The sequence below is a fragment of the Rhodopirellula sp. UH5 genome, from assembly GCF_056839225.1.
On sequence record NZ_CM166390.1, the window covers coordinates 476,564 to 496,786 of the forward strand.

The window sequence follows — 20,223 nt, forward strand, 5'->3', positions numbered from 1 at the left end:
ATGACTCACCGCATTCGATTGCGCCGCCCCTGGACCCGCGAAATTTTTCGCGATGGACAATCGCTTCATCGAGCCGAGCGTGTCCATGTGCCGGACGCTTCGGCGAACGACGAGGTCTCGATGGCCGAAGTCCCTCGCGCCGAGAGCGGCAAGGGCGATCAATCGTCGGCTGAATATCATGCCATCTATCGCCGGCATTTCAATTGCCCCACGGGACTGGAAGAATCCGATCAGCTCTCGATCGAAATCATTCCCGCCTTGAAGGACCATTTCGTGGTTCGATTGAACGAAGTCGTCATCGGCTCAGGTGGCCCGGCAGGAGCTGGACAGCAGGAATCAAACCTGTTGCCGGTGCCACATCCGCTGAAGGGGCAAAACCAGATTGAGATCGAGCTGCGAGCTCAAACGCAATCGGACCTTCCACGCTGCGTCGCAGAAGTCGCCTTGCGAATCGACGCTGCAAGCTGAGGAAGAAAGTGGCATACGCTTCCAGCCTGTGACGGAACCGGAAGGTGTGCTGCTCGATCACAGGCGGAAGCGTATGCCAAATTCGTTCCTACAGGTGTTGCTCGATCAATCGAATCATCGCCTGGGAAGATTCCACCGCACCCACGGTCGTTGTCTTGGGGAACAGTAACTTGGGGATCGTTCCCGAGCCCGCTCGTTGATACAGCTGCACGTGCTTTTGGATGTACTCGGTCGGGGTGGGACTGCTCATGGTTGATTTCAATTTCGCATCGTCGACCAATTGCGAGGCGTGTGACTTGGCTTGAGCAAGCGTCGGCTTGGATTCGAACATGTACGAATGGAATTCAGCGAACTTCTCCCGGTCGACGATCCAGACAGCAACCGCCAGCTTTGCCAAATCACAAGCTTCGCGGTGCATCGCGTTGGTGCTTTGAATCGCAGGGTTGCAGCGACCGTCCAAAGGAACCGGCAACACGATCACTGCCAATCGATCACCAAAGTGTTCTTGGGCGGCTTCCAGCGACTCGTGAGTGCGCTGGCAATGCGGGCAGGTGTAATCGAACATCTCCACCAGCACCATCTCCGCATCCGGCTTTCCGATGAGCGGCCAATCCTTGGTTGCCAACCGAACTCCGCCAAGAATCTCAGCCGTCTTCGGGGTCTGGTCTGGTTCCGCGGCAACCTCCGAGGTCAGCAACGACGCGGGATGGATCAATGCCATGGCCAAGCGAGAGGGATCGAAGCTAGCAACTTGATCGAGCCATTCGGTTGCTTTCCGGTTTGTGCTGACCGATTCGGGGGCAGCAAACAAGCCTTCGATCTCTCCACCTTGAGCGGATTCGCCGCTGGCAGGGTCTTCGAACACGCCCGGTGCTTCGAATGTTCCTGGCGATTCAACCGTTCCCGACGCCTCAAACATGGCCGGTTGGACGCTGTGATCGATCACCTCAAACGTCGGTGCCGGTTCCGTTGCCACTTGCAGTGTGATCATCGCGGCCAACCCGACTGCGGCGACTGAACCCAGCAGACGCAGCGGCGGTGCCTGCGCGGGGCGGCTGTAGAGGAACGTACCCGCCAAGACGATTCCCGCGACGTGAGCGACCATGCAATACGGGCAAAGGTGGCCCAGAGCAAAGACTTGCAGTCCAATGAACCAAATCGCGGCTCCCCCGGCCGTCAGAGCAACCACGCCGAGAGCGCCCCAGCGAATGCGTTTCCAAAAAACGCTGATCGGACGGAACAGCAGCAGCGAGATCACGCTGAGATGAGTCAGGATGGCTGGCACACTGACCGGCAGGGCTCCCACCTTGGACCAGCGACTATGTAGCACGTGGCTGCAATCAAACAGACTCCCGCCGCCGCATCCTGCCACAGGGGACGACGTGAACGCTGTGAACGCGAGGTAGCTGCTCGTGCCCAACGCAACCATGCTGCACGCCAGCATCGTCCACCACGCACTGACTCGAATCCTCGGCAACGACGCACTCCCATCGAATCTCTCACTCCACGGGCGTTGGTGCTCGCGGGACTGCGAATGATTGCCGGAGGAATGCAGGTCGACGGTGGCCATGGTGGATCCAAGTGAATGTCTGGTGAGAAAATCTGGTTGCGTTGGATCGCTTGGATTGCAGCTTGTGTGCCAATGTCTGAACGACTTGAGGGAAATTGCCCAGATTGCTGAAAACGCCAGGTTTGACGCTACCAAGGGGACTTGCTCGGCCCCTCCGCAACCGATTTGAAAGCAAATGAACCAAACAGTTCCAGTTCGGCACTCGAACTGGAGTCTTTCGGTCCATCACGCCCGTCCCGAGTGTCGTCGAAAGTGTCGCATTTTCGGCTGCCATCCGTCTCAATTTGGGAACTTTCGGTGCGGCCTTTGCGATTCAAACCATCGGTAGGTCCCGGCGTTCACCGGGCAACGGCAACGGTCCAGCCTGTCTCAATCCAGCCGCCGTCTCACTCCAGCGGACTGTACATGCGACGATATTCCGTCGGAGTGATCCCGGTCGAGGATTTGAACTGCCGGGTCAGATGGCTCTGATCGTAGAAACCAGTGCTGGCAGCGATCACTCCGACGGCTTCTTGGGTGGTCTCCAACAGGTGCCTGGCCACACCCACCCGGACTTCGCGAATGTAGTGGTTGGGTGTGATTCCAAACAAACGAGTGAATTCACGGTGCAATTGGCTCTGTGACAGGTTGGCTTCGCGAGCCAAATCCGACACCGAGATTTCATCGCCGTAATGTTGCGTCACGAACTGGACCACTTTCAACAGTCGCAAGTGCCCGCTCTCCGGTGTCTCGGAATTATGGTACGGCCGTTTCACTCCCGCCAATGCCGCGACGTCGCCTGCTTGGTCGAGCAGAGGGATCTTGTTGCACGAATAGATCTGCGGCACGCCGCGACTGTCGGGAACCAACCATACCTGATCGGTCAGCGTTGCCCCCGATGCGACCACTCGCCGGTCCTCTTCGACGTACTGCGTCGCGATGGCGGGTGGGAAGAAATCGAAGTCGGTCTTCCCAATGATCGCCGATTCATCGTTCACCCCCACAACCCGGCAGACCACGCGATTGGCTCGCAAGTAACGTCCATCGGCAGCTTTGACGTACATGTAAACCTGTGGCAAATAATCGAATAGCTCCAAGCATGCCAAGGGATTGACAATGCTTCCGAAGACTTCGTTTCGCCAGTCTGTGACGTCAGGTGTGGGTTTGGCCATGCGAGGATTTTACAAATCGATGCAATGAATCAGCAAGACATCCACTCGTGAATGGACAATAATCAAAGCCTGAACGACGCCGTATCGCTGACTCCACAGTTGTCTCCGTTTTGCGTTGTTCGATCGTTCCCTGCCCTGTCACACCCATTGCATGAGTGAACTCATCGTCCCTGATCGCAGATGCCCGAACCAGTCGCCTGTGTCCCGGCAACCATCGTCACGCGAGATTCAAATGTCCGGTGCAGTGAAGGGCATGCGGGCAAAAAACAAAAGTCCATTGACTTGTCGATTCAAAACTCTTTGTGGGGCGCTCGTTGTTCTGCTGTCACTTGGATCGATGGACGCATCCGTCGCTCCGGCCGACGAGGTTTCGTTTTCGCGTGACGTTCTGCCGGTTCTGTCGGATCGCTGCTTTCATTGCCATGGACCTGATGAAGGCAATCGCGAAGCGGACTTAAGATTGGACCTTGAATCGGCCGCCAAGGAAGACCGCGGTGGCTACGCGGCGGTGCAGGCCGGCGATCTCGACAACAGTGAGCTTTGGAATCGGATCGTTTCGGATGACGAAGACGCAATCATGCCGCCGACGGATTCGCATCGGAAACCGCTCAGCGACAAGGAACGCGAGGCGATCCGGCAATGGATTCTGGATGGTGCCAAATGGGGAAAGCACTGGTCGTTCGAAAAGCTGACCCGGCCCAGCGTTCCTGACACGGCACCGCATCCGATCGATGCGTTTGTGGTCGAGAAACTCGCAGAGAACGGTCTGACGCTCAGTCCACTCGCGCCGCCAGTCACACAGTTGCGGCGTTTCGCGTTTGACTTGACGGGCATGTCACCGACGCCGGCGCAAATCGCGGAATTGCCCGAGGACATCGATGCGGCGTGGATGGATGCTCAATGGCCCCGGTTCGTGGATCAGTTTCTCGAATCGCCGCATCATGCCGAACGCATGGCGATGTGGTGGCTCGACGCCGCTCGCTATTCCGATTCCGACGGCTTTCAACAAGATGGGACTCGCGAAAATTGGCCTTGGCGGGATTGGGTGATCGAACAATTCGACAAGAACCGACCGTTTGACGAATTCACGATCGAACAATTCGCTGGCGACCTGTTGCCGGATGCAACCGCCGAACAAAAATTGGCGACGTGTTTTCATCGCAATCACATGACGAACGGCGAAGGCGGCCGCGACCCCGAAGAATCTCGCATCGACTACGTCATCGACCGAGTCAACACGACCGGCACGGTTTGGTTGGGGCTGACGCTCGGCTGCGTGCAGTGCCACACGCACAAATTTGATCCCATCACGCATCACGATTACTACTCATTGGCGGCCTACTTCAATAGCATCGACGAGGATGGTCGAGCAGGGATGAAAGCAACGCCCTATCTCGATTTCGAATCCCCCAACGTCGATTCTCAAGTCCACGAATTCGCGACGTTTGTCACGCAGTGCGAAGAAGCCGAAGTCGCTGAGAAACAGTGTGCGGTGGAACGCTTTGAAAAATGGTTGTCAGAGTACCGTAGCAATCCACGCTCCGAACATTCGGTTTGGCACACGCCGCCGCCGAAACTGAACAGCAGCGAGGGAACCGAGTTCGAACTCGAAGCCGATGCAATCGTGCAAACGCAGGGGCCAACGCCGGTTCAAGACGACTACCGAGTGGTCATGCAAATCCCCAGTGGCATGCCTCGTGTCACCGGGATCCGAATCGAAGTGTTTCCTCATTCGTCGCATGTGAACGGACGTTTTGCGCGAGACGGCAACGGTGAGTTCACACTGACCAGCGTCCTCGCCATGGGCCGCCGCGAAGGCAGTCCCTCCGAGAGCCAACTGGATTTGTCTCAGGCGATCGCCGACTACGAAGCCGACAAAAAACGCGAAACCGACTGGGACAGCAAGTACGGCGGCATTCGCGAAACACTCAACGATGACGCTCGCGACGGTTGGACAACCGACGGTGCCGAAACCATTTCACCACACGTCGGTGTCTACGAACTGGATCAACCTTGGCAAGTCGAACCCGGGGACCAATTCGTTGTGTTGCTGCGTCATCGATCCACCCATGGGCACGCCAATATCGGCCGGTTCCGAATTTCCCTGTCATCGGAACAAGGCGAAACGGTTCGGCGGGTCGACGGCGGGTCTCCGATCTCAGAACTTGTTGAGCGTCTGAACTCCAACGAGCAAACAACTGACGCCCCGGTCGACGAGAAACTCCGCCAGCGTCTGCTTGACCAGTTTCTGTTGGGCGATGACGAATACCAGTTCGCATCCAATCGTTTGAAACGAGCACGGAAACAACTTGCAGATCTAAAGAAACAGTCCGAACCGCGAAAAGTCATGGTGTTGAAGGAACGCGAAAAACCGCGAGACACTCACGTGCTGTTGCGTGGCGTCTGGGATGCCAAGGGCGATGTGGTCCAGCCCGCTGTCCTCCCCAGTGTGTTGGATTGGCCAGCCGAAAAGGCTCGCACGCGGTTGGACCTGGCGCACTGGATCGTCGATCCCGAAAACCCGCTCACGGCTCGTGTTGCCGCCAACCACATGTGGCAACTGATGTTCGGTGCTGGGTTGGTTCGAACCCCCGACGACTTCGGCTTGCAAGGTGAACTGCCAACGCACCCCAAATTGCTGGATTGGTTGGCGGTCGAGCTGATGGAAAACGATTGGGACCTGAGGCACATCCTGCGGCTGATCGCGACCAGCCAGACGTATCGGCAGAGCAGTGTGGCAACGGCCGAGTTGTTAGAACGGGATCCCGAAAACCGATTGCTGGCCAGAGCCCCTCGGTTCCGTTTGCCTGCCTGGATGATCCGTGACAACGCCCTTCGGGTGTCCGGATTGCTGGATCCCACCGTCGGTGGACCGCCCGTTTATCCCTACCAACCGCCGGGCGTGTGGGCGGAGATCACCATGGGCCGGTTCGACTATCAACCCAGTCTCGGGGATCGGCAGTACCGACGCACTTTGTATGCATTTTGGCGTCGCAGCAGTGCCCCCACGTTTCTGTTTGACAGTGCCCAACGCCGTGTTTGCGAAGTCGGCGTTCGCCGCACCAACACGCCGCTGCATGCACTGACGCTGATGAACGACACAACCATGTTGGAATCATCTCGGTCCATTGCCGATGCGATCGTTGGCCAGGCGGAGTCGTCCCAGAAAACAACCTGGGAATCCAACGCGAATGAGCTGGCGAGTCGTGTTCTATCGCGAAAGCTCAGCACGCAGGAATTGGCCGCGTTGCAATCTGTCTGGACCCGCGTGAACCAGCACTACGCAGACCATCTGGAAGACGCGATGGAGTTTTGTACGGTTGGGCAAACCGAGCCGCCTGGCGAAGGCGTGGCTGCCGAAACCGCGGCCTGGCAGACCACCGCCAGCCTGATTTTGAATTTGGATGAAGCCATGACACGTGAATGAGTCGCTTCGCCGGCCCGCCTCCACACAAACCACCAGCCTCGTCCCCACAACTCTCCGATTCCTATGAACCCTCACGAAATTCAACGACAGCTCGGACGACGCAGTTTCCTCCACCAGGCCGGGTTCAATTTTGGTGCGTTGGCGGCAGGGGCCATGCTGGGCGATGAGTTGGCCGCTGCGGAACTGAAATCCAGCCTGCCGCACTTTGCACCGAAAGCCAAGCGAGTCATCTTTCTGACCCAATCCGGCGGCCCCTCACAGATCGAACTGTTCGATCACAAACCCAATCTGCCCAAGCTGGCCGGTACGGAACTGCCCGACAGTGTTCGTCAGGGACAACGCCTGACCGGGATGACCAAGAACCAAAAGCAATTGATTCTGCCGGCGATCACCAAATTTCATCGCCACGGTGAATGCGGGCGATTGATCGGCGAGTGGTTGCCGCACATCGGATCCATTTCTGATGAACTTTGCTTTGTCAAATCCATGGTCACCGACGAGATCAATCACGCGCCCGCGATGACCAAGTTTCTAACCGGCCACCAGCTGCCAGGACGTCCCAGTTTTGGTGCCTGGGCCAGTTACGGGCTGGGCAGCATGAACAAAAATCTGCCCGATTACGTGGTGCTGATTTCGAAAATGAAGCGTCCCAGCGACCAACCGCTGTACGACCATTATTGGGGCAGCGGGTTTCTGCCGTCCAAGCACCAGGGCGTCAAACTGCGGAGTGCGAAGGATCCCGTCCTGTACTTGAATGATCCCGATGGTTTTCCTCGCGAACTGCGTCGAGAGATGTTGGACGGGTTGGCGTCGCTCAATCGATCGCATCACGCCGAAACCATGGACCCGGAAATCGAAACCCGGATCTCCCAGTACGAGATGGCGTTTCGGATGCAAACCAGCATCCCTGAATTGACCGACTTGAGAGACGAATCTGACGAAACATTTGAACTGTACGGACCCGATTCACGGCGGCCAGGCAGTTACGCGGCGAACTGCATTCTGGCGCGTCGTTTGGCGGAGCGTGATGTGCGGTTCATTCAATTGTTTCACCCCGATTGGGATCATCACTCGCGGCTCAGTTCTTGGTGCGTTTCGCGCTGCGTTGACACGGATCAACCGAGTGCCGCGTTGGTCAAAGATTTGAAGCAGCGCGGTTTGCTCGACGAAACGTTGATCATTTGGGGTGGTGAATTTGGACGCGGAGTCGCGGGGCAAGGCAAATGGGATTCACCCGAAGCCGGTCGCGATCACCATCCTCGCTGCTTCACGATTTGGATGGCGGGTGCCGGCATCAAACCTGGGACGTCTCACGGGCAAACCGATGACTTCAGCTACAACGTCGTCGAAAATCCGGTTCATGTACGCGACTTGCACGCCACTGCACTGCATGTGTTGGGCATCGACCATGAGCGTTTCACCCACCGCTACCAAGGCCTCGATTTTAAATTGACGGGCGTGGAACCGTCCCAGGTGGTGCACGACCTCTTGGCTTGATTCGGTCGTCCGGGCGTGGGCAATCCGCGCCGCTTCCCATGCTCGGCCCCCTCCCTCGCGTACGCCTGAACGGCGTCGCTCGACCTCCCCCCAAACTTCGTTTCGGGAGAGGTTCTCAAATGCTGAAACCCGCTAAAACGCGGCCTCGATAAACTGCACAACCTCCTTCGTCGGGCGGAGGGCTCATGACGCTGCTGGCACAGCACCTGAAAACGGCATGGTCTCTGCGATCAGGTGGGGGAATTCAAACTTCCGAGCACGCCGTTTGCAATTTGTCGATCCTCGGAGCGGGGCGACTGCTCGCTTCGCAGGCCGGCATCAACCAAGTCTCGTGCGAGATTGGTGCGGTTTCCCTTGTTTGAACGTGGCGATCGGAGAAATTTCATTTGTTTGAAATCTTTCTGCATCCAAAGCCTGCCTGGCTGCGAACTCTCAAACAACCACGCAGAAGAGACGTGGTTTTGGAAATTCAAAACATTCGTTTGAGAGACAGAAAGATGAAAAAGACACTGACCAGTTTGTTCGCCGTGGCTCTCATTGGCATGAGTGCCGCATCAGCAACTGCCGCCGACATTGTTGATACCGCAGTTGGTGCGGGCAAGTTCAAGACACTTGCGGCTGCACTCGGTGCTGCTGACCTGGTCGACACTCTAAAGGGTGACGGTCCATTCACCGTCTTTGCACCGACGGACGCGGCTTTCGAGAAGCTGCCAGCCGGCACGGTGGAGACATTGCTCAAGCCTGAAAATAAAGGCAAATTGGCTGGCGTCCTGACTTACCACGTCGTCGCGGGCAAAGTGATGTCGGAACAAGTGGTCGGCTTGAAGGGTGCCCAGACCGTCAACGGCCAACGAGTCGACATCAAAGTGGATGGTTCCAGCGTCATGGTCGATGGTGCCAACGTTGTGACCACGGACATCGTTTGCGACAACGGCGTGATCCACATCATCGACAGCGTGATTTTGCCAGCCAACAAGACCATTCCAGAGACTGCGGATGCGGCTGGTAGTTTCAAGACGTTGCTTGCTGCAGCGAAGGCTGCTGGACTGGCCGAAGTGCTCGGCAGCGAAGGCCCCTTCACTGTCTTCGCACCGACGGACGAAGCATTCGCGAAGTTGCCCGAAGGGACGGTTGCGTCTTTGTTGAAGCCAGAGAACAAGGAGAAGTTGGTCGCCATCTTGAAGTACCACGTTGTCGCGGGCCGCGTGTACTCGGAAGACGCTGTCGCAGCGAAGTCTGCCAAAACACTTCAAGGATCGCCAGTTGCTATCAAAGTGACTGACGGTGGTGCCATGATCAACGACTCAAAGTTGGTTGCGACTGATGTGGACGCTTCGAACGGCGTCATCCACATCATTGATGCGGTACTGCTTCCACCAGAGAATGCTGTCGACGCTCGTCGAGTGATTGAGAACACGGTCGCTCAAGGTGCTCATTTGTTCAACGCCGGCCACCACGCTGCATGTGCAGACTTGTACCACAACACGATGACCGAGCTGATGTCTGCGAATCTTGGTGACTCGCTGAACAGTCACATGTCGACTGTCTTGACGAGTGCCAACCACACCACCTGCCCAACCCAGCGTGCTTGGACATTGCGAACCGGCATCGACCAGATGTACGGTCAGATTGTGGCCAACCGCTAAGCTGCGAGCATCGATTTCTGCTTCGTCGTCGACCCAAATCGAGCGAGCGAGTTTCATTCACATTGAAGCTCGCTTGTCCGTTGCGCGGCAGAGCAGCCACGGTATACTGCACGGGCCGTGACGAACGAGGGGATTCAAATGTTTGGCCCCATGGTGTTGTGAGATCCAGCGTTCATGCTGGTGGAACACTTGATAACAAGACCTGAATTCAACTGAGCGAAGGCGGACTTGAGTAACTCAATTTTAGAGCGAATCGCTGCGGGAGAGCATTCTGCAGTCGGAGATTGCCTGGACCAATATGGGCGTCTCGTCTGGTCACTTGCCCGGCGATTGGCACCCACGGCCGAAGACGCGGAGGATGCGGTCCAGGAAGCGTTTGTTTCCATCTGGCAAAACGCGGCTCGGTTTGATTCCGAAAAGTCCACCGAGGTCACATTCATTGCCATGATCGCTCGACGCAGAATCATTGACCGAATGCGTCGTGGCATTCGTCCGACTGAGTGCGAGGTTGGTGGCGGTGATTTACTCGTCAATGAACAGGCGGATGAATCCGCAACGGCAGGCAGCCGTGCAGCGGAGCTGGCAGACGAAGCCCGTAAGGCGGACAGTTGTTTGAGGAAGTTATCCGTTGAACAGCAGAAGGTGATTGATTTGTCGATTCATCGAGGGCTGTCGCACGGAAGAATCTCCGAAGTCATCGGCATGCCGCTGGGGACGGTCAAGTCAAACGCGAGGCGAGCGTTGCTCAGTTTGAAAGAATGCATGAATCGACAAGGTCGCAGCCCGATTGTTGCGGCTGCTGATCAAAGCGGGGGTGGGCTATGAGTGAGCGACCAGACGACTTCCAGCCGACCAACAATCCTGGGGATCCCGGCAGCGACGCTTCCAACAACGACTTGCGTTTGCCACTTCGTGCGCAGGAGCTCTTGGCGGGGAAAGTCCTTGGTGATCTGTCTGAGCAAGAGCACGACGAAGTTTCGAACTGGCAGGAGACCGAGGCCGATTTGGCGACGTTCTTCGAGCTGGAGAAAACGGCGGCCGCGGTGGATATGGCTTTGTCCTTTCGGCGGTCTCAAGATTCCGACACCAGCCCGGATGCGGAACTGCCCGCCGGCTTACGCGAGAAGATCCAGGCAGACGCAGGACGCGTGCTCGCGGAGGTTTCTGGAACCGGAATCGGAAGCGAGCAACGGACGGACGATTCGGTGGACAACGCGGTCACGCCTGCTCCGTTGGAAATGGGCCAGCCGCCAAAGCGAACCGGTATGAGGCCCCGCGAAGCTGCCGCTTGGCTGGCGTTCGCTGCCTCCGCCTTGTTGGCGTTGGGGCTGTGGCGCGGGAGTGAGTGGGATGGTCTTGGGAATTCCGAGACGACCGCCGCGGCGGAGCGTTTGTTGCTGTTGAACGAAGCGGAAGATGTGGTCCAAGTTGCGTGGGGCGATGGCAAGCATCCGTTCCAAACGGAAGTGAAGGGGGACGTTGTGTGGAGCAACGAATCCCAAAACGGTTACATGCGTTTTGTTGGGATGCCTGTGAACGATGTGACGGTGGAGCAGTACCAGTTGTGGATCATTGACCCAGCGCGGGATGACGAACCGATCGACGGTGGCGTCTTCGACATTGATTCGACCGGAGAAGTGGTGGTTCCGATCGCAGCGAAATTGAAAGTCCTGGATCCGGTCGCTTTCGCGATCACGGTTGAAAAGCCGGGCGGGGTGGTCGTGTCATCGCAAGAGAATCTGCCACTGTTGGCTTCGGTTCAGTAGTGCCAGACAACGCATCCATCCGGCCGAGGTGATCGTGTTGGGGCATCCAAAACCGGTGCATTCAACCGCGGAGCGGTGACAGTAGGTAGCCTCGGGTTTCAACCCGAGGTTAGAGAGGCGTCACCCGCAACGGCCAAGCCGCGGAGCGGCGACAGTTGTTCGGAACGTGTTCCCGGCTGTCGTCGCTCCGCGACTTGGCGGGTGTGTTGGGGGGTCGGGGACCTTGGGTTGAAACCCAAGGCTGACGGATTTCGTCGCTCCGCGACTGGTTCAACCGCGGAGCGGTGACAGTTGGTAGCCTCGGGTTTCAACCCGAGGTTAGAGAGGCGTCACCCGCAACGGCCAAGCCGCGGAGCGGCGACAGTTGTTCAGAACGTGTTCCCGGCTGTCGTCGCTCCGCGACTTGGCGGGTGTGTTGGCGCGATGGGGGCCTTGGGTTGAAACCCAAGGCTGACGGATTTCGTCGCTCCGCGACTGGTTCAACCGCGGGGCGGTGGCAATTGCCGGCTCACCTGCGGTCTTGCACTTTTGCTTCCATCTTTCGCAGCTTTGCGTCGAGGTCTTGGATCACGGGCTGCGCTTCTGGTTCGCGGATCAGGTTGTGGTGTTCCCCAGGATCGGACTGCAAATCATAGAACTCGTCGCGTCCTTCATTGTGTCGATCGCGAATGAGTTTGTATCGCGGGGTGCGGTAGCCTTTCAGGGATGCGGTCGCGTAGCGGATCATGTCGTACTCGGTGTACAGTTCCTGTTCCCAGTTCGGGGGCGATTCACCTTTCAACAGCGGTGTCAGGTCTCGGCCCATCAAACCTTTGGCGGCCGCTTGGTCACCCGCCACGGCGCACAGCGTCGGGAACCAATCCAAGTGAGATGCGGTGTGCTCAATCACGGCGGAAGGCTTCACCACGCCGGGCCATCTCACGATCGCCGGCACACGCAGTGAATGGTCGTAAAGATTGGGGCGATACTTGTCTGAGATCACGCGAGTGCCTTGGTGCATTTCGCCTGGTGGCTTTTGTTTCGTCGCCCAGATCCCATTGCCTTTGTGCCAGATGCCATTGTGACCCATGTTGAACCCGTGATCCGACGTGAAGATCACAATCGTGTTGGCGGATAGGTTCTTGTCATCCAGTGTTTTCAGAAGGCGTCCCAAGTTGCGGTCCACGCCAGTCGTGCTGGCCAAGTACTCCTTCATCATTTTGCGAATTCTCTGCGAATCCAGGCCGGGGTACTCCGGGATAGTTGGATCCATCGTGTCGTAGGGTTCCCAGTCCTCCGGCGCGACCGGCAGCCAGCGGCCATGAGGAGCACGAGTCGATAGGCACAGGAAGAACGGACGGTCCACGTTGTGTTCCACAAACTCGATGGCATGATCCGTCAGGATGTCCGTTGTCAGTCCCTCGAAAGTCTGGACTTTGTCGTCGAGTTCCAGTTCCGGGTTGTCCGGTGACGTCCCGCCTCCCGTCAGCCCCATGAACGAATCGAACCCATGCTGGGTCGGGTGTTTGTCGCGATCCTCCGGTGCCATCCAGTCGCCGAGATGCCACTTGCCGACCAAACCGGTGCGATAGCCCTGACGTTGGAGCACTTCTGCGAAGGTGACGGTCGTGTTGGGATCCAGATAAATCGGAGCGTCGGGATCGTAGAGTTTGTGGCCCGGCTGCGGGATGAAGTCGGTGATCCCGAATTCACTGGCGTAGCGGCCTGTCATCAAGGTCGCGCGAGCGGGACTGCACACTGGCGTCGTGCAGAAGAAATTCCGAAAGACGGCTCCTTCTGCCGCCAAGCGATCCATGTTCGGTGTCGAAGGAATCGGGACGTCATCAAACTGCCCGGAACGAACCGCTTCGGCGAACGCCCACGGGGCTTGGTCGTCCGTCAAGATCATCACCACGTTCGGCTTTGCGGCCGAGGACGCCCGTGTCTCAAGTGCGCCGTGAAGAGCAAACAAAGTCGCCCACGTGAGAGCCAACGATTTCCAGCGAATCAATCCAAGCATCATGGTCAAAGCAGCAATCAAAGAAGTGTCGGTGAATCGAGTTTTCGGCACCATCATATCCGCTCTCCATTTCTTGTGGAGGCAAGCGGCGCGTTAGGGAGTTGGTCCCCGACAGTGCGATTCCAGGGTTTGAACAGGTCAATCCGCCTGTCTTGTTTCCGCACAAAACGATTCGACGCCACACTTCAAAGTTCCGAAGAATTGCCTTCCAAATTCGTCGTGCGAAAAAAGCGTTTGGATGAGCGAGCACGGTGGCTCAATCTCATTCTTTCGCTAAGCGTGTTCGAAATGAGGTCACGCTTGGTCCGTTTCCTCAATCGAAAAATGAAGTTTGGGCGAAGGTTGGTGGGGCCTGGGGGTTTTTGAGTTTCCGAGCAAATGGGGGCTCAATATGCTACCCCGCCAGAAGTTGAACTGTTGATCACTCCCCGCTCTCTTTCGATTCCACATGACCGAAACCTTTGCGATCGTTGGCTTTCTGTTGGCGGCCTATTCCATCGTGGCGAACGATGCGATTCAGACGTTGGGCACGTTTCTGAGTTCCAATGCCAAGCGACCGTGGTGGTTGCTGTGGGCGTTCGCCTGCACCGTGCTGATGATCGTGTTCGTTTATGGCTGGATCTCCAATGACGGCGACGTGTCGTTCGGTCGTCTTTCGAAGTTCCCACAACCGGCCGGCGGGATCACTTGGTTGCATATCATTCCGCCGATCATCATATTGTTTTTGACGCGATTCGGAGTCCCCGTCAGCACCACGTTTTTGGTCTTGGCTGTTTTCGCACCTGGCAACATGACATCCATGTTGACCAAGTCGATGCTGGGATACTTGGTGTCGTTCTTCGTCGCCATCGGTGTTTATGTGCTGATCGCGAAGACGTTTGAAAAGAAAATCGCTGACTCCAAAGACAAACCCGCCGCGAAGCCTTGGTATATGCTTCAGTGGGTGTCGACGGCGTTCCTGTAGAGCCAGTGGTTGATGCATGACTTGGCAAACATCTTTGTGTATTTGCCGCGAAAATTGGACGCACCATATTTCTTCTTTGCCGCCATCGTGATGCTCGGCTTGCACGCGTTCATTTTTTCGCGTCGCGGCGGTGAAATCCAGCAGATCGTGACCAGCAAAACCAACACCGGGGACATTCGATCCGCCACCGTGGTTGATTTCATCTATGGTTTCATCCTGGTGATCTTCAAGGAATACAGCAACATGCCGATGAGCACGACGTGGGTGTTCTTGGGATTGTTGGCCGGCCGCGAAACGGCAATCTCATTGTTGTTGAAGGCTCCGCCATTGAAGGAGACAACAGGCATCATTTTTCGGGACGCTGGCAAGGCAACGATCGGTTTGGCGGTCAGTGCGATGTTGGCGCTTGGGTTGCCGATTTTGGCGAGCAGCATCAACGGAACGGCAACCGCATCGTCCGAGCCCAAGGCGACTGTTTCGGCGCCCAGCGGCGAAGGGGTGGCTGGTCTCGCTTCGTTTGAACCGGTGGAGGTTCCTGCGGGAACACTTCGGATCGCCGGATCCGACACGCTCCGTCCGGTGGCGTTGGGATGGATTGAAGAATTCAGTCGATTCACACCAACGGTGTCCATGGAACTGGAATCGAAGGGAACCGTTTCGGCAATTCCTGCATTGATCGCCGGTGAAGCTGAAATTGGTTTGATGAGTCGGGCGCCAACCCGTGATGAATTGGCAGCGTTTCGGAAACAGTTTCAAACACCGCCGGTCGTCGTTCAGGTGGGACTGGATGCTTTGGCGGTTTACGTGCACCAGGACAACCCGTTGCGTGGGCTGACGCTTGCGGAAGTCGCCAGCATCTTTGGCCCGCAAAAAGCAGGACGCGAATTGACGTGGGGCAAGTTTGTTTTGCCTCCGTTCCCCGATGAGCCGATTTCGGTTTACGGACGAAATGAGCTGTCGGGAACGCGAGACTTTTTCGTCGATGTTGTCCTCGACGGCGGCGAGTTTCGTCGTGACTACCAACCCCAAGAGGACTCGGTCGCAGTCGTGGATGAGGTAGGTGGTTCGTTGGCCGCGATTGGCTACGCCGGATTGGACTTTTCGGTGGATTCGGTTCGCCCCATCGCAATCGCACAGAACGACAACGAACCGTATCGCCAATTCTTCAACGAGCGAAACGCGAACGACCCGTCTTTGCAACGCCGTTTCAAACCGGTTTATTCGGGGCAGTATCCGTTGGCGAGACATTTGTACGCTGTCGCCTTCAAACCAGAAGGCAAACCGATGGACGAAGCGACCGCCACCTTCCTGCGATATGCGATCTCGAAGCAGGGGCAGATCGTGGTCATCAACACCGGGCTGATTCCGCTGGATCAATCGATGCACGAGCAACAATCCTTGAAGTTGACAGAAGGCTACCGACCGAGTTTCTGACCGCGCGGGGCCATTTGCACTCTGCAATCGCATCTCTTCTGGGCCGTCGCGAAGAGACGACAAACGCCAGAGTAGAACCGTTGTCCCCAACTGTTCCGTCGAGCAGCTTTCAACTGCCAAGCCAAGCCGAACCCAAGTCCACTTGGAATCGTTTGAGTCACGCCGCGATACAACACAGTGTCTCCCACGACGGCCCCGTCCGGGGCGAGATTCGGTTGTTCGTCATCGTTCTCGGGGCTTCCGCCCCGAGCTAAGGACGGCGGCCCCGTCCGGGGCGATGGGAAGAGACGACAAATGCCAGAGTAGAACCGTTGTCTCCAACTGTTCCGTCGAGCAGCTTTCAACTGCCAAGCCAAGCCGAACCCAAGTCCACTTGGAATCGTTTGAGTCACGCCGCGATACAACACAGTGTCTCCCACGACGGCCCCGTCCGGGGCGAGATTCGGTTGTTCGTTATCATTCTCGGGGCTTCCGCCCCGAGCTAAGAACAGCGGCCCCGTCCGGGCGATGGGAAGAGACGACAAACGCCAGAGTAGAACCGTTGTCCCCAACTGTTCCGTCAAGCAGTTCTCAACCGCCAAGCCACGTCGCACCCGAGTCCACTTGGAATCGTTTGAGTCACGCGGCGCAACAACACAGTGTCTCCCACGACGGCCCCGTCCGGGGCGAGCTTCCGTTGTTCGTCATCGGTCTCGGGGCTTCCGCCCCGAGCTAAGGACGGCGGCCCCGTCCGGGGCGATGGGAAGAGACGACAATCGCCAGAGTAGAACCGTTGTCTCCAACTGTTCCGTCGAGCAGTTCTCAACCGCCAAGCCACGCCGAACCTAAGTCCACTTGGAATCGTTTGAGTCACGCGGCGCAACAACACAGCGTCTCCCACGACGGCCCCGTCCGGGGCGAGATTCGGTTGTTCGTCATCGTTCTCGGGGCTTCCGCCCCGAGCTAAGAACGGCGGCCCCTTCCGGGGCGATGGGAAGAGACGACAAACGCCAGAGTAGAACCGTTGTCCCCAACTGTTCCGTCGGGCAGCTTTCAACTGCCAAGCTATGTCGCACCCGAGTCCACTTGGAATCGTTTGAGTCACGCGGCGCAACAACACAGTGTCTCCCACGACGGCCCCGTCCGGGGCGAGATTCGGTTGTTCGTTATCATTCTCGGGGCTTCCGCCCCGAGCTAAGGACGGCGGCCCCTTCCGGGGCGATGGGAAGAGACGACACGCGCCAGAGTAGAACCGTTGTCCCCAACTGTTCCGTCGAGCAGCTTTCAACTGCCAAGCCGCGTCGCACTCAAGTCCACTTCCCATCCTTGTGCGTTGGAGGACGTTCGTCCTGTATGATCTGGGGGGACTCGATCTGCTTCTGTTCATCATCCTTGGCCAGTTCACTGAAAGACGAATGTTTCAATTCTCGATTCGCTCGCTCCTTTTCTGGACGCTGTTTGCGGCGTTGGCTTGTGTGTTTTGGCTGGAGGGTGTTTTGCCTGCGGTTTTGACCGTGCTGGCCTGGCTGCTTCATTTCTGTGCGATGTGCATTCTTCCAGTGGTCGCTTTTGAAGTGCATGGCGAGCGACGGCGGTTCTTTGTCGCTGCTTTTGTTTTTGATTTTGCTTTCTTACTCTTGAATCACCGACACTGGGATGACGACGCGTTTGGTGTGATCTCACTGTTTGCTTTGGCGGGGGCCTATGTCGCCGGCACCCTTTCGGCTGCGGCTTACTGTGCCATTGCGTTGCCAGGAGAACCGCGAGGCTATTGGCGGCCTCTGCACTTGGTGACACGTGTTCTGATCTGGTGTTGGGGGACGAAACCAGACACCGAAGATGGGGTATGATTTGCGCAGGCACTGGGGCGATGGGTTGCCCAGAGGTTTTGGGAAATATTGAGGGAAAGGCAAAGATGTTTCGTGCGTTGACGATGTTGATTCTGGTGGCGGTCGGTTCAACGGTGGCGCTCGGGAAAGAGCCCGCGGATACCAACTATGATGAAGCGAAGGTGCCTGCCTACGATTTGCCGGATCCGTTGATTGACCACGCCGGGCAGTCGGTGGGGCGAGAGGAATGGATGATGCATCGGCGTGGGGAAGTGCTGCGGATGTTTGAAGAATCGGTGTATGGGAAGACGCCGAGTCAGGAATTGTCGGTGCGGTATGAGGTGATGGAGACGGATCCGAACGCTTTGGGTGGGCGTGCCACGCGAAAACAGGTGGCTGCATTCTTTGGGGAGGATGCGTACCGGATTGATATCTTGATTTATCTGCCGAACGCTCCGGAGGCTCCAGTCGCTGGGTTTGTCGGCTTGAATTTCAATGGGAATCAAACGATTCATTCTGACCCGGGAATTTTGGATCAAGGAACGGGGAAGGAACGTGGTTCTTCCGCCAGTCGTTGGCAAGTGGAAGAAATCATTGATCGAGGGTACGCGCTTGCCACGATTCATCGTGACCAGGTTGATCCTGACAATTATCGCAACGACTTCACGGACGGCATTCACCCGTTGTTCTACCGGGAGGGACAGACCAAACCGGAGCCGACGGAATGGGGCTCCATTGGTGCATGGGGTTGGGCGTTGTCGCGAGTTTTGGATCGCCTGGAAATGGAGCCACGCGTGGATGCGACGCGAATGGCGGTCGTGGGGCATTCGCGGTTGGGCAAAGCTGCCCTTTGGGCGGGGGCTCAAGACACTCGATTCGCGATGGTGATCAGCAATGATTCCGGCTGTGGTGGAGCGGCGTTGTACCGGCGTTGCTTTGGGGAACGGATTCATCACATGATCAAGCCGGTGGAATATTGGTTCTGCACCAATCACCATCAGTACCAGCATCGGGAAGACGCGTTGCCGGTGGACCAGCACATGCTGCTGGCCCTCGTCGCTCCTCGGCCGTTGTATGTTGCCAGTGCCACGAACGATCGTTGGGCGGATCCCAAGGGAGAATTCTTGGCGGCGAAACATGCCAGCCCGGTTTATGAACTGTTGGGACAACCTGCTTTGACACAGGAGGATTTCCCTGCACCTGGGCAACCGATTCACACGACCATCGGCTATCACTTGCGAGAAGGTGATCACGATATCACTGCGAACGATTGGGAACAGTATCTCAGGTTCGCGGATCAGCATTTGAGTCGTTAGGGGAACGGTCGGAAACGGCTTCGATCATTCACGGAACCGGGGCTAACGCCCAAACGGCTCACATGAGAGGAACCGGGGCGAACGTCCAAACGGCCGACATGACAGATTGGAGCGTGACTCAATGAACAGTCCGCTTGCGTCACTCTGCTAAGACGGAGTGATTGACGAACGGTTCCCGCGTTATCAGCCTGTGCTGATCAAGCGTGTTTTTATCTTTCCTTTTTAGGTCGTTGCCCTGTCATGATGCGAATCTTCACCTTGGTTTTTTGGCTGCTTCTGCCGGTCGTTCCTGCCCTATCGCAATCTGAGCGGAATGCGAGGCCGCTGACTGCGAAGGCGAGCGAAAAATGGGTGATCAAGTGGAACCGTTCGGATGACTTCAAAGGCGAAGAGGTCGATTGGCGAAAGTGGAACAAGCGTCCCGAGAACTTTGGTGCCTGGACGTGGGACAACGATTCCAACGCCACCGTGGCCAACGGAGTGCTCACGCTGACGGTTCGGCGTGTTGATTCGAAAGAGGGGGCCACTGATGTGTTGCGGGACCAAAGTGGGAATCCCACCCCGTTCACATCCGGCATGCTGAAGTCGTATGCGGTTGGAACCTATGGGTATTACGAAGCAAGGATCAAGGGATCGTCGGTGTTTCCCGGAGTGTGCCCATCGTTCTGGCTGTACAGCAAGATTGATGATTCGATCGTATCAGCCGGCGAGGTTCGCTACAGCGAAATTGACATCGTGGAATTGTCTCAGCGGGGAGACCGAGTCGAGGGGAATCGACGGATCATGGATCACAACCTCCACGCGATCGTGTCGAATGGCAAGCCGGGAATCGCTGGGCGAGGGTGGCAACGACCGAATGATGAGCGCTTTCAAGACACCCAGGCAAACGAATACAAAGCACCATTCGATCCGGGAGAAGAATTCCACACGTACGGATGCCGTGTGGGACGCGAGGAGATTGTTTGGTATGTGGATGGAGTCGAAGTGGGACGCAAGAAGAACGTCCACTGGGATCGAGAAATGAACGTGGCAATTTCGCTTGGGCTGCGTGCACCGTTTGCGGTGTTTGCGGACAATCGTTTGCGGGCCAATGTTGCTCATCAAGCCACTGAACTTCCCACCACGATGGAAGTCGATTACGTGCGGGTTTGGGAAATCGAAGAGTGAGTGGTGATGG

Annotated in this window: 14 protein-coding genes; 11 read left to right on the forward strand and 3 right to left on the reverse strand. The window is 57.1% G+C overall.

The features are described from left to right. Entirely contained in the window at positions 1 to 468 is a 468-nt protein-coding gene (locus tag UH5x_RS01725; RefSeq protein WP_482634496.1) for a hypothetical protein, read from the forward strand. Positions 469 to 556: 88 nt separating this feature from the next. Here UH5x_RS01725 and UH5x_RS01730 read toward each other — a convergent pair whose 3' ends face one another. Together UH5x_RS01730 and UH5x_RS01735 are read right to left on the reverse strand one after the other, a co-directional pair. Beyond that, positions 557 to 1,912 carry a vitamin K epoxide reductase family protein gene (locus UH5x_RS01730; RefSeq protein ID WP_482636104.1) on the reverse strand — a complete coding sequence of 452 codons (1,356 nt, stop codon included), beginning with the start codon at positions 1,910 to 1,912 and terminating at the stop codon, positions 557 to 559. A 512-nt stretch (positions 1,913 to 2,424) separates the two neighbouring features. Continuing rightward, the gene (locus tag UH5x_RS01735) at positions 2,425 to 3,189 is read right to left on the reverse strand and encodes a PAS domain-containing protein (RefSeq protein WP_482634497.1); all 765 of its coding nucleotides are present in this window, start codon (positions 3,187 to 3,189) and stop codon (positions 2,425 to 2,427) included. 337 nt (positions 3,190 to 3,526) lie between these two features. Between UH5x_RS01735 and UH5x_RS01740 the strand changes: the two genes are divergently transcribed. The 5 genes from UH5x_RS01740 to UH5x_RS01760 all read left to right on the forward strand — a co-directional run bounded on the left by UH5x_RS01740 (position 3,527) and on the right by UH5x_RS01760 (position 11,525). After that, on the forward strand, positions 3,527 to 6,616 hold the full coding sequence (locus tag UH5x_RS01740) for a PSD1 and planctomycete cytochrome C domain-containing protein (RefSeq protein ID WP_482634498.1): 3,090 nt from the start codon (positions 3,527 to 3,529) through the stop codon (positions 6,614 to 6,616). A 63-nt stretch (positions 6,617 to 6,679) separates the two neighbouring features. Beyond that, complete coding sequence (locus tag UH5x_RS01745; protein ID WP_482634499.1) at positions 6,680 to 8,113, forward strand: DUF1501 domain-containing protein; 1,434 nt, start codon at positions 6,680 to 6,682, stop codon at positions 8,111 to 8,113. Between the two features lie 497 nt (positions 8,114 to 8,610). After that, positions 8,611 to 9,759, forward strand: coding sequence for a fasciclin domain-containing protein (locus UH5x_RS01750; RefSeq protein WP_482634500.1), 1,149 nt, complete (start codon positions 8,611 to 8,613; stop codon positions 9,757 to 9,759). A gap of 228 nt (positions 9,760 to 9,987) precedes the next feature. After that, positions 9,988 to 10,584 (forward strand): RNA polymerase sigma factor, encoded by a 597-nt coding sequence (locus UH5x_RS01755; protein WP_047816215.1) that lies wholly within the window; start codon positions 9,988 to 9,990, stop codon positions 10,582 to 10,584. Continuing rightward, the gene (locus UH5x_RS01760; RefSeq protein WP_482634501.1) at positions 10,581 to 11,525 is read left to right on the forward strand and encodes an anti-sigma factor domain-containing protein; all 945 of its coding nucleotides are present in this window, start codon (positions 10,581 to 10,583) and stop codon (positions 11,523 to 11,525) included. The genes UH5x_RS01755 and UH5x_RS01760 overlap by 4 nt, the downstream gene beginning before the upstream one ends. A 508-nt stretch (positions 11,526 to 12,033) precedes the next feature. Here the strand turns inward: UH5x_RS01760 and UH5x_RS01765 are convergent. Then, complete coding sequence (locus tag UH5x_RS01765; RefSeq protein ID WP_482634502.1) at positions 12,034 to 13,581, reverse strand: sulfatase family protein; 1,548 nt, start codon at positions 13,579 to 13,581, stop codon at positions 12,034 to 12,036. 391 nt (positions 13,582 to 13,972) lie between these two features. On the opposite strand from UH5x_RS01765, the gene UH5x_RS01770 reads away from it, so the two are divergent. From UH5x_RS01770 to UH5x_RS01790, 5 genes are all read left to right on the forward strand, one after another. After that, positions 13,973 to 14,488, forward strand: a complete 516-nt coding sequence (locus tag UH5x_RS01770; RefSeq protein ID WP_482634503.1) for a hypothetical protein — start codon at positions 13,973 to 13,975, stop codon at positions 14,486 to 14,488. Positions 14,489 to 14,500: 12 nt separating this feature from the next. Then, positions 14,501 to 15,922 (forward strand): PstS family phosphate ABC transporter substrate-binding protein, encoded by a 1,422-nt coding sequence (locus UH5x_RS01775; protein WP_482634504.1) that lies wholly within the window; start codon positions 14,501 to 14,503, stop codon positions 15,920 to 15,922. Positions 15,923 to 17,316: 1,394 nt separating this feature from the next. Further along, positions 17,317 to 17,751 (forward strand): hypothetical protein, encoded by a 435-nt coding sequence (locus tag UH5x_RS01780; protein WP_482634505.1) that lies wholly within the window; start codon positions 17,317 to 17,319, stop codon positions 17,749 to 17,751. Positions 17,752 to 17,816: 65 nt separating this feature from the next. Further along, positions 17,817 to 19,046, forward strand: coding sequence for an alpha/beta hydrolase family protein (locus UH5x_RS01785; RefSeq protein WP_482634506.1), 1,230 nt, complete (start codon positions 17,817 to 17,819; stop codon positions 19,044 to 19,046). A gap of 351 nt (positions 19,047 to 19,397) precedes the next feature. Next, the gene (locus tag UH5x_RS01790; RefSeq protein ID WP_482634507.1) at positions 19,398 to 20,213 is read left to right on the forward strand and encodes a family 16 glycosylhydrolase; all 816 of its coding nucleotides are present in this window, start codon (positions 19,398 to 19,400) and stop codon (positions 20,211 to 20,213) included. Positions 20,214 to 20,223: the final 10 nt, after the last annotated feature.

Coding starts and splice junctions, on each gene's coding strand:
- UH5x_RS01725 (WP_482634496.1), top strand. CDS start 1: ATGACTCACCGCATTCGATTGCGCCGCCCCTGGACCCGCGAAATTTTT.
- UH5x_RS01730 (WP_482636104.1), bottom strand. CDS start 1,912: ATGCTGGCGTGCAGCATGGTTGCGTTGGGCACGAGCAGCTACCTCGCG.
- UH5x_RS01735 (WP_482634497.1), bottom strand. CDS start 3,189: ATGGCCAAACCCACACCTGACGTCACAGACTGGCGAAACGAAGTCTTC.
- UH5x_RS01740 (WP_482634498.1), top strand. CDS start 3,527: ATGGACGCATCCGTCGCTCCGGCCGACGAGGTTTCGTTTTCGCGTGAC.
- UH5x_RS01745 (WP_482634499.1), top strand. CDS start 6,680: ATGAACCCTCACGAAATTCAACGACAGCTCGGACGACGCAGTTTCCTC.
- UH5x_RS01750 (WP_482634500.1), top strand. CDS start 8,611: ATGAAAAAGACACTGACCAGTTTGTTCGCCGTGGCTCTCATTGGCATG.
- UH5x_RS01760 (WP_482634501.1), top strand. CDS start 10,581: ATGAGTGAGCGACCAGACGACTTCCAGCCGACCAACAATCCTGGGGAT.
- UH5x_RS01765 (WP_482634502.1), bottom strand. CDS start 13,581: ATGATGGTGCCGAAAACTCGATTCACCGACACTTCTTTGATTGCTGCT.
- UH5x_RS01770 (WP_482634503.1), top strand. CDS start 13,973: ATGACCGAAACCTTTGCGATCGTTGGCTTTCTGTTGGCGGCCTATTCC.
- UH5x_RS01775 (WP_482634504.1), top strand. CDS start 14,501: ATGCATGACTTGGCAAACATCTTTGTGTATTTGCCGCGAAAATTGGAC.
- UH5x_RS01780 (WP_482634505.1), top strand. CDS start 17,317: ATGTTTCAATTCTCGATTCGCTCGCTCCTTTTCTGGACGCTGTTTGCG.
- UH5x_RS01785 (WP_482634506.1), top strand. CDS start 17,817: ATGTTTCGTGCGTTGACGATGTTGATTCTGGTGGCGGTCGGTTCAACG.